We start from the raw sequence: 13,299 nt of genomic DNA, 5'->3' as shown, positions 1-13,299 counted from the left end.
AGTCTCATCATGCAGGCCATGAAGGCCCCGCGGACCTCCCCGGTCACGATTCGCGGAGCCTGGCGCAGAAGACGAATCCAATACATTTTCATGCTGATTTCGTGACGAGTCTCTGGCGTCCTCGTGGCGACGCGCCACACGGGCTCTCGCGGAGGGTCGCCGTCCCTTCTGCGGATGCCGGAGATTAAGGAGCTCACGGATCGATCTCCGAGCGGCTCTCCCGCGCCGTTGTGGGCCGACATCTCACCATTTCTGGGGCACAGCCATCTCGTCTTCTTGTAGCTGCGCGCACGATCGCAGAGATTGGCTAACCGGTGCGGAGTCTGTCCATTGGCAAGGAGCCTTCATGCGCATGACGGGACGTCGTTTTCGAAAGATCGGAGCGGCCGGGGTGGTCCTCGGCGTCACGAGCGCGGCGATCGCGGCGGCCTCGTGCGGCGCCGCCGGCGTCGACCCCCTGGAGCTGGTCGCCACGGACAGCTTCGCGCTCGGAGCGTACAGCGCGTCGTTCCAGGACGGCGTATTGCCGGCGTCGAGCTACGCCGGGACGCGCGATACGATGCTGGAGGAGAACGCGCCCACCACGACGAACGGCGGGGACACGAGCATCTCGGTGAGCGGTGATACGCCGAGCGGCAGCGGCAAGGACGACGCTGTGCTCGTCCAGTGGGACCTCTCCGGCACGATCCCTGTGAACGCCATCGTCACCTCGGCGACGATCACCGTCACCGTTTCGGACAAGGCGGCGCAGAACTACCCGATTTATCAGGTGCTGCGCGCGTGGGCCGAGGGACAGGCGACATGGAACCTGGCCGCGAGCGGGAGCGCCTGGGCGACGGCGGGCGCAAAGGGGGCGAGCGATCGTGGCTCGGCCGAGCTCGGCAGCATCAACGCGGCATCGACGGGGAGCTACACCATCACGCTCAACGCCCAGGGCCTCGCCGTGGTGCAGGGGTGGGTCAACAACCCCACCTCGAACCACGGCGTGATCTTCGCCAGCGCGAGCAACGACAACCGCCTCGAGCTCCGCTCCAGCGAGTACTCCACCAAGTCCTCGCGACCGAAGCTCACGGTCTCGTGGGACCTGCCGGGCGGCGCGGACGCCGGGGCGCCCGACTCGGGCGGCGACGCTGGCTCCGGGCTCGTGCAGACGCCTGGGACCTACAGGGGCAAGTGCGACGGGTCGGCGGCCGTGTCCATCGACGGGACGCACTTCCTCAACTTCAACGACGAGAATCAGCAGATCCAGGTCTACACGCAGGGGGCGAGCGGCACTCCGCTCCAGCAGCTGGATGTGAGCGGAGCCATCGGGCTGTCCTCCTCCGACGAGGCCGACCTCGAGGGCGCCGCCCGCGTCGGCAACCGCGTGTACGTCGTCACCTCGCATGCGCGCGACAAGAACGGCGTGCGTGAGACGCCGCGTTACAGATTCTTTGCCATCGACCTCGCCGGCTCGGTACCGAGCCTCTCGATGACCGTCGCCGGGAGCTACTCCAACCTGCTCGCCGACATGCTCGACGCGGCAAACTGGGCGTCGCCGAACGCGTCGCTCATCTCCCTCCTGAACAGCAGGTCGCAGCTCTCGACGGGCACGGTCGCGAGCCTCGCGCCGAAGGATCAAGGGACGAACATCGAGGGTCTCGCGGCGCTGCCCGACGGCGGGAGCGCAGGGCGCCTCGTCATCGGCTTCCGCAACCCGCAGTCGAGCGCCCAGGCGATCCTCGTCACGCTGCTCAACCCCGACGCGGTGGTCGGGGGCGCGAAGGCCCAGTTCGGCGAAGCCTACCTGCTCGATCTCGGCGGCAAGGGCGTCCGCGACCTCGCGTGGTCGACCGCGCACAACGCGCTCCTCATGCTCAGCGGCCCGCACGACGAGACGAACGGGCCGTTCGCGCTCTGGAAGTGGAGCGGCGTGCCGGGGAGCGCGCCTGTGAAGGTGCAGGACCTCACCGCGCCCGCGAATGCTGGCCCCGAGTCCATCATTCCCTACAGCGGCACGAACGACGTTCAGGTCCTCTTCGACATGGGCTCGTTCCAGATCGGCGGGAACGACTGCAAGGACGTCTCGGCGTCGAGCCAGTACTTCACCGACGTCGTCGTCCACGTCGAATAGCTCTGCATGTCAGAAATCCCACCAGAAAAAACGGTCGATAACGAGCGGTCGCCGGAAGCAGTAGCGATTTTTGTAATTTCCGCCTGCTTCGCCGCCGAGGGCAGCTCCGGTGTGGCCCAACGCGGCGCCCTCTTCCGCCGCATCGCCCGCGGTGAAGGGCCCGCGGCATCACCGATCGGGGTCGGCGCCTGGCCTGGCGGCGCAGCGCCGAGGGATGCTCCTTCGCTCGCCGCCCTGTTGCCGGGCCCTTCGATGCGCTGCCGCCTGTTTCGGGATCGTGCCTGCGTCCCCGCACTCTGCCGGCCCAACGACGTGCGGATCTGCCGCCGCGTGAAATGCGACCGCCAGCATCCGCTGGTTGGGCCGCTTGGATGAGAACAGCGGATCTGCGATTGAACGATGCATGCGATGCGGGCGCCGTAGGATGTCAGCTGCGCGCCCTCTCGCTCTGTCCCGAGCCGGCCTTCGTGGTGCCCGCCGAGGTGCGCCGCGCGCCGCGCGGCTGGTTCGCCATTCGCCGGCGACCCGCCGATCCTGTAGGCCGCGCTCGCCGGCCGCGCCATCCGCGGCGCGATCACCCCGAACATCGCCGCGGTGCTGCGCGGCGAGAAGGCTCCCGACGACGCGCTGGCCCGCGAGCTGGGCGCGAAGGGGCTCTTCTGAGTCAGCGCGCGCGCCGGTAGTGCATCGCCACCGCGCCGCAGCGGAGCGGCTTGGCCGAGACCAGCTCGAGCCGCCGCGCGGCGGGCAGCCCGCTCTGGTACAGGGTCGGGCCGTGGCCGGCGAGCTTGGGGTGGACGAGGAACTTGTACTCGTCGATGAGATCCAGCCGATCCAGCTCGGTCGCGAGCTTGCCGCTGCCGAGGAGCACGCCGGCCGGGGTCGCGTCCTTGAGCTTCTGCACGCCCATGCGCAGATCGCCGGCGATGTGGTGGCTGTTGGTCCACGGGAAGTCCTTGCGCGTGGACGACACCACGTACTTCGGCTTGTTCTCCAGCTTGACCGCCCACTCGCGCAGCGTCGGAGGCGCCTCCTCGTCGCCGCGGGCGACCGCCGGCCAGTAGCTCTCCATCATCTCGTAGGTGACGCGGCCCCACAGCATCGCGCCGCTCTCGTCCATGAGGCGGGTGAATAAGGCGTGCGTCTCGTCGTCGACGATCCCCTCCTGGTGGTCGACGCAGCCGTCCAGGGTGACGTTGATGGTGAAGGTCAGCAGTCCCATGCGGCGAGTCTCCTTCGGAACGAGGCATCGGTCAATGTTCCGGTATTGCAATGCGCACCGCGAGGCTCTCGGCTTTGTCATCTCGCAAGACTCTCGAGCCCGTGGTGTCGCAAAGCACAGGCCCAATCTGACGTTCTGGCAAGATGTGCAGCTGCTGGGATTCCTGAGTCCCCCCTACTACAGGTGGGACGTTTTCGGTAGCGGCCCAGGGGACAAGTCGGCTCACCTTCGAGGAGACTTGGGTCTCCTGCGTCGCCAAGGTTGATGTGAGCTTGTCTACCATCAGCGCAACGTCAAACCGGGTGCCTGCGGCTGCAGTGCCAGCGCGTAGGCAAATCAAGCCGGATCGCAGCGCGAGGAAGTGTAGCGCGGCAGAGCGAAAGGGTGGGACCGCGAGCGTCGTGATGGCTCGGTCCTGGGTCGAAAGAGCGTGGTCCGGGCGGCGCCGCGCGCGCTACGGGGCGCATCGGCGTGCCGTGGGCACACGTGTCCGTCCGGGCGTTGGTCTGGCCCGGGAGGCGCGTCGCGAGACGCTATACGGCGTCACGGAGCGCCTTGCGGCGCACAACGGTGCTTTTCCAGGCCTGGGCCTGAGCATGGTCGAGCGGCTCGTCACGCTGTATGGCGGAATGATCGACGTCCGGATCGAGCTCGATGTCGGGACGACGTTCAGCGTCGTGTTGCCGTTCGCGAGCGCGTAGGAGCGACCTCCCTCCCGCGCTCGATCCTAGCGGCCGAGCAAGATCCGTTGCTCTCCCTGCGCGAGGATGTGGACCTTCCCAGGCGCGATCCGCCGGGCCGCCATCACGCGCTTGAGCTCGGAGACCGCCTGTCCGGGCTCGTCCGAGGAGTTGATGAACGTGTCGAAATGGATCGGCACCACCCATTTCGCGCCCAACTCTTCGCAGGCCTCTAGCGCCTCTGCCGGGTCCACGTGGCGCGAGTGCATGAAATCGCGCGGCCCGATCGGCGCGATCGGCATCAGCGCGAGATCGATCGCGGGGAACCGCGCCCGCGTCTCCGTGAACACCTTGCGATCGTAAGCGGTGTCCCCGCCGAAGTAGACGGTGATCCCATGATATTCCACGACGTACCCCGTGAATCCACCCCAGCCGAGGGCGATGTCGACTCCGTAGCGGCCTCCCCCGTGCTTCACCGGGACGGCGGTGATCCGCAGCCCGTCGTGCTCCCAGCGCTGCCACGTGGAGAGCTCGATCGTGTCGAACGCGAAATCGGGCACGTAGGGGAGGGCGCCGCGGGGGACAAAGAGCACCGGTGTCTTCTCCTCGATCATCTCGAGCGAGCCGAGCGACAGGTGATCGAAGTGCGTGTGCGAGACCAGCACCGCCGAGAGGGGCGGCACGTGCTCCGGGTCCAGGCCCGGCTCGACGAGCCGCGCGGCGAGGAGGCCCACGGTCGAGGTGAAGACCGGATCCGTGAGGATCTGCTTGTCGTCGATCTGGACGAGCGCCGTCGCGTGGCCGACCCAGAGGACGGCCAGGCGCGCGTCTTTGCGGTAGGGCTCTCGCACCTTGTTGGCGACGGGCGCCGGGCCGCCGAACAGCGCGCCCGTGTTGCCTGACAGGACGCGCCCCGGCATGCTGTTGCAGGACAGCGCCGAGGCGGCGAGGAGCGCCATGAGAGCGGTGGAGCTTGCCGCGCGGAGCATGGGGTCAGAAGTACCTGAGGTTGAGCGTCAACGTGGTCCCGCGCAGCGCGCGCGTCGGAGCGTAGGCGACCTGCACGCCGATGACACCGAAGAGCGTGTAGAGGCCGGCCTCGTACGCCGCCGCGACCTCGCCGCCGAGCGTGAAGGCGGAGCCGCCGAGCGAGCAGGAGAGGTACTCTCCGCGGTGGAGCAGCGGGAAGTAGGCGCGCACACCGCCAGTCAGCTGCACGTGATCTCCGATGCCGACGCCGGAGAAGAGGTATTCGGGCGTGACATGGATCTCGAGCGCTCCGGCATGCCGCGCGAGCGGCTCGGCGAGGAGGCTGCGCCAGGGGGACAGCCTCCGATTTCTGCCGAAGGAGTAGAGCAGGGGGGTGAGCTGCCAGCGCAGGCCGAAGCGCGTGTCGTCGGCGTAGAGGTGCCAGGTGGGGCTCGGAATGAGCTGCGACGCGGCCCAGGCGAGGTCGGGGCTTATCCCCGCCTCGGCGAGGCTCTGCGTCTCCGCGGCGCGGGCGGGGGAGCCCCAGGCGAGCGCGCCTGCCAGCGCGGCGCCGGCGAGCGAGCGCCGGAGCGCTGTCACGGGGCCGCCGCGCGCAATGCAGGGCAACCGAGCGCCCGCAGCCGCCGGCAGCCGCGCGCAGGCGCTTGCCGAGCACCGCGAGGATGGCGAGGGCGCGACGTTGCCCGAAGCGAGCGCGGTGGCATTCTCCTCGGCGCGATGGCAGCTCGCTCTCGCCACCGTGCGCCCTCTTGCCTTCTCCATCTTCTCTCTTATTCTCTGCCAGCCGCTGTCACCCTCACGGAGAACCAGTACAGGCACCGACCGCGCCTCAATGCGCGAGCGCGGGGCTCTCGCCGCTCCGCCGAACGGCGCTGCCATGGGCCCGGAGCGCGGCGAGGCCTTCCGCGCGGCTCCGCACGGCGCGGTAGCCAATCTCCTTCTTCGCCCGAGCAGACGAGAGGTGAAGCGTTTGCCCGAGGAGCCGCACGTCCTCGAGGGTGAGCGGTGGGCGCCGTCGCGGCGCGAACCACCCGAAGAGGTTGGTGAGGAGCCACCCGAACAGCACCGCCAGGGGGAGGGGTACGGACCAGGCTTTCGCGTCCACGCCGCGCGTCGCCATGAGCTCCGTCAAGAAGGTGCGCATCGGCGTGACCTCGTCGTCGGTCACGAAATACGCGCGCCCGCCGACGTCACTGCGCACTGCGCAGCTCACCGCTTCGGCGACATTGTCGACGTGGGCGACGCTGTAGAGGTGTTTGCCCCCGCCGACGTAGGCGAAGCGCCCGGCGCGGAAGGCCTCCGCGATGATGTCAAGGGTCTGCGCGTCCGGGCCCCAGATCATCGGTGGGCGGAGGCTCACGGTGCGCATCGCGGGGCTGTCTGCCTCGAGCACCATCGCCTCGGCGAGCGCTTTCGTCGCGCTGTACGGCAAGGAGCGGTCGACCCTGGGCGGCAGAGCGTCCTCGTCCCCTTCGCTCGGCCGAGAGCCCTCGATGACAACCGACGCAGCCCCGAGGTAGATGAAGCGGCGGACGCCGGCCGCGCGCGCCGCTGCGAGCAAGCCGCCAGTGCCCTCGACGTTGGTGCGGGCGTGCTCGCCCCAGCGCAGGGCCGAGGTGAGGGACGCGGCCGCGTGCACTACGACCGCGGCGCCCGTGCAGCCCTCGGTGAGCGCGGCGGCGTCGTGGAGGTCGCCGCGGACGGGCTCGGCGCCGAGAGCGGCGAGCTTGGCAGCGCTGGCGGCGCTTCGCGCGAGGGCACGGACGCGGTACTCACGCGCGATGAGCGCACGGACGATGGCGCGGCCCACGAAGCCGCTGCCTCCGGTGACGAACACGGTCTCTGCCATGACGAATCTCTCCTGTTCGGGCCCGCTCCGGCGCGCCCTCCAGGATCATCTATAGCATCGCTACACGACTTGTCTATAGCGGCGCTACAATTGGTCGGCGATCGCTTGGAACACCGCGTCGAGCGCCCCGGCCGAGGTGGCGCGGCTCGGTGGTGCGCCGTAAGGGCTCGCGACGATGCTGAGCGCGAGGCCCTGGACGACGGCCCAGACGTGCTCGGCAGCGCGCTCGATCGGCACGCGCAGGGCGCCCGCCCTGGCGCAACGCTCGAGGCGGTGCCGCATCAGGGCGTAGCTCGGCTCGAATATCGACGGCTGCTCGATGCCGCGCGCCATCAACGCGGCCGTGACGGAGGGGTGGGCCTGCACGAATTCGAGCACGTGCTCGCAGCCCGTGCGGAGATCCGCGACGGGGTCGTCTGTCGGCGTGAGCGCCCGTTTCTTCGCCATGAACTTCTCGAGCGCGACGGCGTGGACCGCAGCCACGAGCCCGTCCCGGTTGCCGAAGTGGTGGTAGAGGGTCGGCATCGTCACGCCGGCCTCCTCGCACACCCGCCGCGTCGTGAGCGCCGCTGGGCCTTCGCTCTCGAGTACCCGGTACGCTACGGCGAGCAACTTGTCCTTGACGTCGGCCATCGCTGTCAGGCTAGCACAGCTAGCCTCTGGCAGCTCCTCGCGACCCGGAGGCAGCCCGACGGCGCGCTGAACGAGACCGCGCGGGCGACGCTCTCGGCCGGCACGCCAGCGTACTTGACGGTGTGAAAGCGCGGCGGCGGGACGCTGGCCGCGAGGCGGCACAGGAGCGAGAGCGGATCCATGTCCACAAGGGCAGTCCCGTCGGCGAAGGCGCGCTTGCGCGAGAGCCACACCAGGCCGTCCTGCTGCGGCTCGACGCGCTCCTTTGCGATCGGGGGTCGCAGCACGTAACGCAGCAGCGCCTCCCTCGCCGCGGCATGGTGCGCACCGGCGCGCGTCGCTGCGTGCAAGGTGAAGCCATCGAGCGCAGCGCACAGCGGCTTGTCGTACGCGAACGCGCTCGGACAATACGACGAGAGTCCGCGGAGCCATTGCGGGGCGACGACGTGTGGCGCGGCTCTCGTCCCGAGACGGCGGAGGCACAGAGCACGGCCTCGGGCTCGTCGTCCGCCTCGACGTCGTGCTCGATCTCGAGATGCCCGTACCGCCGGAGGTAACGGAGCATCCGCCGGACGGCGTGCTCTAGGACCTGACCGACCTCGCGCGTTCGCAGGTGACCGAGTTCGTTCCACACGAGCTCGGTGCCGTCTTCGTGATAAGCCCCGTCGAGGAAGACCACGTGCGGATGCGGATTGAGCCGCATGTCGCCGGACGTGCGTTGCACGACGGTCACCGCGCCGCTCTTGACCGCGCCGCACGCGCCTCGGCGCGCGGCGCGCTTCTCGTAGAACCGCTCCACGCTCTCGACGAAGATGCGGGTCAGCACGCCGAACAACGCCCCGTCCTGGGCGAGCCTGCGCCGCCACGGAAACGGAAACGTCAACACCCACTGTCAGAACGCCACCTCGGGCAGGACGTCCTCGATCAGGTTCGCCGCCGTGGCACACATGCGTCGGCCCAGACACGACGGGCAGAAACCGCGTCCTTTACAGCTGAAGGCCACCAGCCGACTCTCTTCGCAGCGCTCGCACCGGAGCCGCGCGAACCCGCGGCAGAGCAGCCCGCAGTCGAGGTAGGCTTCGCGCTCCTTCTTCGCGTGCTTGGGTTTCCAGACGGCGATGGCGCCGTCGTCGATGGCCCCGTACAGCGTCTCCACGTTGTCGCGCACGATCTCGTAGAGCGTCGTCTTCTCGGGACGACGGCTCCTCGCGCGGTGCCTCCGGGACGCGGCCGAGCCGGAGCAGGCGTTCGCGGCCTTCGAGCGTCTGCGGCGGCCGCGCGTCGAGGCGATCGTCCGCCAGGCGCGGCGGCACGGCAGCCGCAAGGCGGTCGCCGGTCCGGTGGCCGAGTGGTTCCGCGACCGGGCGCTGCCGCTGTTCCTGCGGCTCGGCGCGGCGGTGCAGGCGCGCGTGCACGCGTACCGGATCGACTGGGAGGCGCGGGCGGCGTAGCGCCGGGGGGCGTCAGTCCTTGTCGTCCGGCTGCGCCACATTGTCCGGCACGCCCAGGGCGACCGGGCCCATCCCCTTGCTCTTGAACTGGTTGTGCCAGAGGCTCTTGCCGGTGAGCGAGAAACACTCCACCTCGCCCTGCTTGGCGACGAAGAGCCGGTCTCCCTCCAGGAGGAGCGTGGCGCGGCCCTGCGTGGCGGCCTTCACCTCCCAGAGCAGCTCGCCCGTCGGGTAATGCAGACAGGCGACGCGGCTGAAGCTCGCCGCGTAGATCGCCGCAGGCGTGATCAGGAGCGCTGTGGAAGAGAAACCGACCCCGGCCTGCTTGTACTCCCAGAGGACGCGCCCGGTGGCCGGGTCGACGCCGAAGATCTGATCCCGGAACGCCGCCACCAGCACCGGCGCCGCCGCGATTGTTCGGTATTCGCTCATACGTCCCCTCGCTTCCTGATTGCGTCCAGCGAGCTATCAGCGGGGGGGCGGCGCGGCAAGCTGCGAGCACGTGCGGGGTCGCGAGCCGCGCGCACGGCGAAGATGCGAGCTCGCATGGGCTCCTGGCGGAAAGGTGATGCGGGGAGCGAGCTCATCTCAAGCGGCTCCTCGCTGCGCTCCTCCGGCACAATGGTAGTCTATCGGAACACCTCGGAGAGCGCGGGGGTGGCTCCGCTCGCGGAGGGCTCGGGGCCGCTCGCGGAAGATCGACAGGTCGCCCGCGTTCGCTCTACTCTCCTCCGCCTCCCGGGCTTCGATGAAAGACACTGCACCGACGCAAGATCAGGCCATGTGCTTCTATCGAGCCGCGCTCCCGGCGGCGCAGCTGATCGACCGGGCCGCCGAGCCCTGCGCCCCGGCAGGGCAGCGTGTTCCCTGACGGCTCGATAAGCCGAGCGGCTCCGACTTCGGCGCTGCGATCAGCGCCTCTCTGCCTGCCTCGCCGGTGGCGCGCTCCGGCTGCTCTGGGCCGAGCAACGCCTCGCGAGGAACCGTGGAGCGATCCAGCTCGGGCGTCTCGGCGTCGCGGGTTACAGCGCTGGCGGCCTGTCCCTGTGGGCCGCCCTCGCCAGCAACCGGCAGCGCGTCTCGGCACGTAGGCAAATCAAGCCGGATCGCAGCGCGAGGAAGTGTAGCGCGGCAGAGCGAAAGGGTGGGACCGCGAGCGTCGTGATGGCTCGGTCCTGGGTCGAAAGAGCGTGGTCCGGGCGGCGCCGCGCGCGCTAAGGGGCGCATCGGCGTGCCGTGGGCACACGTGTCCGTCGACGCGAGCGGCGGGCTCGACGTCTGGCCCAAGCTCGCTCACCCCTCCGGTGCCGCCGGCAGCCCGAGCAGCCGACCGATCGCTTCGTGAACGACCCGGACAGCCACCTCATCCCCGAGGGCGACGGCGTGGCTCAGGGTGCGGGCGAGCGAGGCGACGACGGCCGCCCGAAGCGACGCCTCGGTCACGGGGAGCTCCCCAAGCCCAGGGCTTGGCCATTATCGTCCCGCCATGCCGCGCATCGACAGCCACCAGCACCTCGTCTACCGCGACCGCTTTCCGTACAAGTGGACCGCCAGCCTACCGGCGCTCGCGACGGCGCCCTTCACCCTCGCCGAGTACCGCGCGGCCGCTGCGAGCTGCGACATCACCGGGACGGTGTTCATGGAGGTCGACGTGCCCGAAGGGCATGCCGGGGACGAGGCGAAGTTCTTCTGCGCCCTCGCCGAGGACCCCTCCAGCGGCATCCGCGGCGTCGTCGCGTCGGGCCGGCCGGAGAACGCAGACTTCCCCGCGCACCTCGAAGCGATCCGTCATCCGAAGCTGAAAGGCATCCGCCGCATCCTGTATGTTGCGCCCGACGCCACCTCCCAAGGCGCGCTCTTCCGGCGCCACGTCGCCGCGCTCGGCGCGGCCGGATTGACCTTCGACATCTGCGTCCGGGCCCGCCAGCTGCCGCTGGCGGCGGCGCTGGCCGACGCGGCGCCGGCAACCCAGCTCATCCTCGACCACTGCGGCATGCCGGACATCGCGGGTGGCGGGCTCGACCCGTGGCGGGCGGACCTTCGCGAGCTGGCCCGCCGCCCGAACGTCGCCTGCAAGATCTCCGGCCTCGTCACCTACGCCAAGCCGGGCGCAGTCACCGCCGACGCGCTGCGGCCCTATGTCGAGCACGCCGTCGCCTGCTTCGGTTGGGACCGGATTGTCTGGGGCGGTGACTGGCCCGTGTGCAACCTCACGTCCTCGCTCGGCGACTGGGTGCGGCTCCTCGACGAGCTCCTCGTAGCCGAGCCCGCGGAGAACCGCGCCAAGCTCTTCCACGACAACGCCTGCCGTCTCTACCGCCTTTGACATCAGCGCGTGGCCTCGCTCCGCTCGACGCTCAGCTCAGGATGGTTCGCCTGGATCCAGGAGGGGAAGGTCGCGGGGAGCCGCGGAGCGCGTCGGGGAGGCGATCGAAATCGCGCGCAGCCGCTGAGCGGTTGCAGGATGGAGCGAAGGCGCTCGATGCGCGCGAGGACGTGCGCTGCGCCGTCGGCCTGCCCCGCTCGTGACCCAAGGACTCGCAACCCACAAGTCGCTACTGCCGGCAGGCAAACGCGACGGCGCCGCAGCCCACCCCGACCAGAATCGCCAACACACGCTTCGTGATCATGACGAAGCGTGGCTGCCCGAAGGCGTTGTCCTTGACGATACCAGCGAGCCAAGCGCCGAGGACCACGTGGCCGGCCGCCAAAAACACTACCGGGAGTTCCAGCTCGCCACGCTTGCCAGCGCCGTGCGCGAGCGCGCCGAGGCCCTGCCCCATCGCCCAGGCAAGGCCCGCCACGAGCAGCAAGGCGAGCTGCGCTGTCAGCTTCAGCTCGAAGCGTGGCGGGAGAGACAGCGAGGCCGAGCGCGAGAGCAGCAAGATGGCGAGCAGATGCGGCACCGCCGCAGCGACACCGAGCGCGGTGTTCAGCGGCTGGTGCAGCCAAACGCCGAGCGCCGTGGCGCGGAGGGCGAACAAGAGCGCCAGAACCGGAAGTAGCAGCACCGAGCTAGCGGTTACTCGGCCCACCGGGCCCGCGCAAGCGGATAACCTTGGCGCCCGGTTCGCGGCTGCCCTGAAACTACCACTGTTCCATCTCAAAGTGATCGCGCACGATCCACTGAGGCGTTCCGCAGTCGTGGACGCTGCCCAAGGTGAACCGCTGGCCAAAACCGCGCAGCTCCGCCATCTGCTCGGGTGCCGCGGAGGTGATGTTCGCCAACAGCCGCAAACTCGGCAGCCCCTCGGCGCGGAGGAGCGACAACGCCGCGTCCGCGCCGAGCGGCGTGAAGAAGGACATGAGCAGCTCGAGCGACCGATCTCGAGCGTGACTCAACGCATGCGCGGCCGCGTCATCGAAGTCGCTCTCCTCCACGTTCAGCCGCTGCAGCGAGGCCCAGCTCGCGCTCTCCGCCAGGTCACGCCAGAACGCCGGGCCCGCCGGAGTTCCCCACAAGCTCAACGAGCGCAGCCGTGCCGCCAGCGGCAGACCCGACAGGCGCGGCATCACGCTGGCATCCACTTCACTGCAGCCGAGCGCCAGCCGCTCCAACCGAGGCCAGCATGCCCCCTCGAACAGCGTGCACAGCGACCCGCTCAACACCCGCTCGTTGAAGCCCAACGACAGGTGCCGCAAGTGCAGCCAGGCGCCCGCGCCGTGCAAAGCCTCCAGCCCGGCGTCCCCGATCCGCAGATTCCACAACCCCAGCTGCCCGAGCTCCTCCTTCGGCAGCGCGCGAGCAAACTCCGCCATCACGGCGTCCCCCTCGAAGCTCGCGCCGCTCGCCTCCAACACCAGCTGCCGCAGCCTCGTTGTCGCGGGAGCTCGCGCCAGCGTCAATGCATCCCCTGCGTCGAGCAAGGCATCGGACAACAGCAGCCGTCGCGGCTTCAGCGCCTCGAGCGCAGCCAGGCACTCCTCCAGCTCAGCGCGCGGCAATTGCTCGAGCTCCAGCGAGCTCGCGTCCAGCAGCCGTACTCGAGTCAGACGCCACAGGCACGCCGCATGATGTTTCCTCACCCGACGCACCTTGAACAACCCCCACGCGAACTCGCCGTCGACCCCATCCTTGTCGCTCAGCTCCCACGCCCCGCGCAGCTCGTCCCGCGCCCTCCGCCGCGCTTGCCACGCTCCCGCCTCGTCGGCCCTCACCCGCCGCTCCCAGTCGATCAACTCAGCCAGCGGATCACCCGCCGCCCTCAGCGTCTCAGCGTACGCGAGCCAGGCCTGCGCATCGGTCGGATCACGCCGCAGCGCGGCCTCGAGCCCCCTCTCGTTCATCGTTCGCCCTCGGCGTCGCTTTGCCTACTATGGTGGGGTTGCCCCGTGCACCATCGCGCAATGGTACACCCGTC

Annotated in this window: 14 protein-coding genes and 1 pseudogene; 3 read left to right on the top strand and 12 right to left on the bottom strand. The window is 69.6% G+C overall.

Annotated features, from left to right (window positions below; translation table 11 throughout):
- The first annotated feature begins 352 nt into the window (after window positions 1–352).
- On the top strand, window positions 353–2,113 hold the full coding sequence (locus WME79_RS15215) for a DUF3616 domain-containing protein (RefSeq protein ID WP_437535774.1): 1,761 nt from the start codon (window positions 353–355) through the stop codon (window positions 2,111–2,113).
- 664 nt (window positions 2,114–2,777) lie between these two features.
- Here the strand turns inward: WME79_RS15215 and WME79_RS15210 are convergent.
- The 6 genes from WME79_RS15210 to WME79_RS15185 form a co-directional block, all read right to left on the bottom strand.
- A complete protein-coding gene (locus WME79_RS15210) occupies window positions 2,778–3,335 on the bottom strand; it encodes a dihydrofolate reductase family protein (protein WP_437535771.1) in 558 nt (185 codons plus the stop codon).
- A gap of 727 nt (window positions 3,336–4,062) precedes the next feature.
- Complete coding sequence (locus tag WME79_RS15205) at window positions 4,063–4,974, bottom strand: MBL fold metallo-hydrolase (RefSeq protein WP_437535768.1); 912 nt, start codon at window positions 4,972–4,974, stop codon at window positions 4,063–4,065.
- Window positions 4,975–5,008: 34 nt separating this feature from the next.
- Window positions 5,009–5,767 carry a hypothetical protein gene (locus WME79_RS15200; protein ID WP_437535765.1) on the bottom strand — a complete coding sequence of 253 codons (759 nt, stop codon included), beginning with the start codon at window positions 5,765–5,767 and terminating at the stop codon, window positions 5,009–5,011.
- A 67-nt stretch (window positions 5,768–5,834) separates the two neighbouring features.
- A complete protein-coding gene (locus tag WME79_RS15195; RefSeq protein ID WP_437333305.1) occupies window positions 5,835–6,854 on the bottom strand; it encodes an NAD-dependent epimerase/dehydratase family protein in 1,020 nt (339 codons plus the stop codon).
- An 84-nt stretch (window positions 6,855–6,938) separates the two neighbouring features.
- The gene (locus tag WME79_RS15190; protein ID WP_437535761.1) at window positions 6,939–7,487 is read right to left on the bottom strand and encodes a TetR/AcrR family transcriptional regulator; all 549 of its coding nucleotides are present in this window, start codon (window positions 7,485–7,487) and stop codon (window positions 6,939–6,941) included.
- 5 nt (window positions 7,488–7,492) lie between these two features.
- Entirely contained in the window at window positions 7,493–7,837 is a 345-nt protein-coding gene (locus WME79_RS15185; RefSeq protein WP_437535759.1) for a transposase, read from the bottom strand.
- Between the two features lie 98 nt (window positions 7,838–7,935).
- Between WME79_RS15185 and WME79_RS15180 the strand changes: the two genes are divergently transcribed.
- Window positions 7,936–8,073: a hypothetical protein gene (locus tag WME79_RS15180; protein WP_437535756.1), complete on the top strand. Its 138-nt coding sequence runs from the start codon at window positions 7,936–7,938 to the stop codon at window positions 8,071–8,073.
- Between the two features lie 12 nt (window positions 8,074–8,085).
- Here the strand turns inward: WME79_RS15180 and WME79_RS15175 are convergent.
- The 4 genes and pseudogenes from WME79_RS15175 to WME79_RS15160 form a co-directional block, all read right to left on the bottom strand.
- A pseudogene (locus tag WME79_RS15175) lies at window positions 8,086–8,190 on the bottom strand (hypothetical protein); the annotation flags it as partial.
- Window positions 8,191–8,379: 189 nt separating this feature from the next.
- On the bottom strand, window positions 8,380–8,655 hold the full coding sequence (locus tag WME79_RS15170) for a transposase zinc-binding domain-containing protein (RefSeq protein ID WP_437535753.1): 276 nt from the start codon (window positions 8,653–8,655) through the stop codon (window positions 8,380–8,382).
- Window positions 8,656–8,950: 295 nt separating this feature from the next.
- Window positions 8,951–9,370, bottom strand: a complete 420-nt coding sequence (locus tag WME79_RS15165) for an outer membrane protein assembly factor BamB family protein (RefSeq protein WP_437306528.1) — start codon at window positions 9,368–9,370, stop codon at window positions 8,951–8,953.
- A gap of 861 nt (window positions 9,371–10,231) precedes the next feature.
- A complete protein-coding gene (locus WME79_RS15160) occupies window positions 10,232–10,381 on the bottom strand; it encodes a hypothetical protein (protein ID WP_437535750.1) in 150 nt (49 codons plus the stop codon).
- Between the two features lie 43 nt (window positions 10,382–10,424).
- Here WME79_RS15160 and WME79_RS15155 point away from each other — a divergent pair, with 43 nt between their 5' ends.
- Window positions 10,425–11,264 carry an amidohydrolase family protein gene (locus WME79_RS15155; protein WP_437535748.1) on the top strand — a complete coding sequence of 280 codons (840 nt, stop codon included), beginning with the start codon at window positions 10,425–10,427 and terminating at the stop codon, window positions 11,262–11,264.
- Between the two features lie 229 nt (window positions 11,265–11,493).
- Here WME79_RS15155 and WME79_RS15150 read toward each other — a convergent pair whose 3' ends face one another.
- Both WME79_RS15150 and WME79_RS15145 read right to left on the bottom strand, forming a co-directional pair.
- Complete coding sequence (locus WME79_RS15150) at window positions 11,494–11,949, bottom strand: hypothetical protein (protein ID WP_437535745.1); 456 nt, start codon at window positions 11,947–11,949, stop codon at window positions 11,494–11,496.
- A gap of 76 nt (window positions 11,950–12,025) precedes the next feature.
- On the bottom strand, window positions 12,026–13,225 hold the full coding sequence (locus WME79_RS15145) for a hypothetical protein (protein ID WP_437535742.1): 1,200 nt from the start codon (window positions 13,223–13,225) through the stop codon (window positions 12,026–12,028).
- Window positions 13,226–13,299: the final 74 nt, after the last annotated feature.

The sequence above is a fragment of the Sorangium sp. So ce726 genome (genome assembly GCF_051521405.1).
Classification (GTDB): domain Bacteria; phylum Myxococcota_A; class Polyangia; order Polyangiales; family Polyangiaceae; genus Sorangium.
This window is presented reverse-complemented; position numbering and strand designations above follow the sequence as displayed.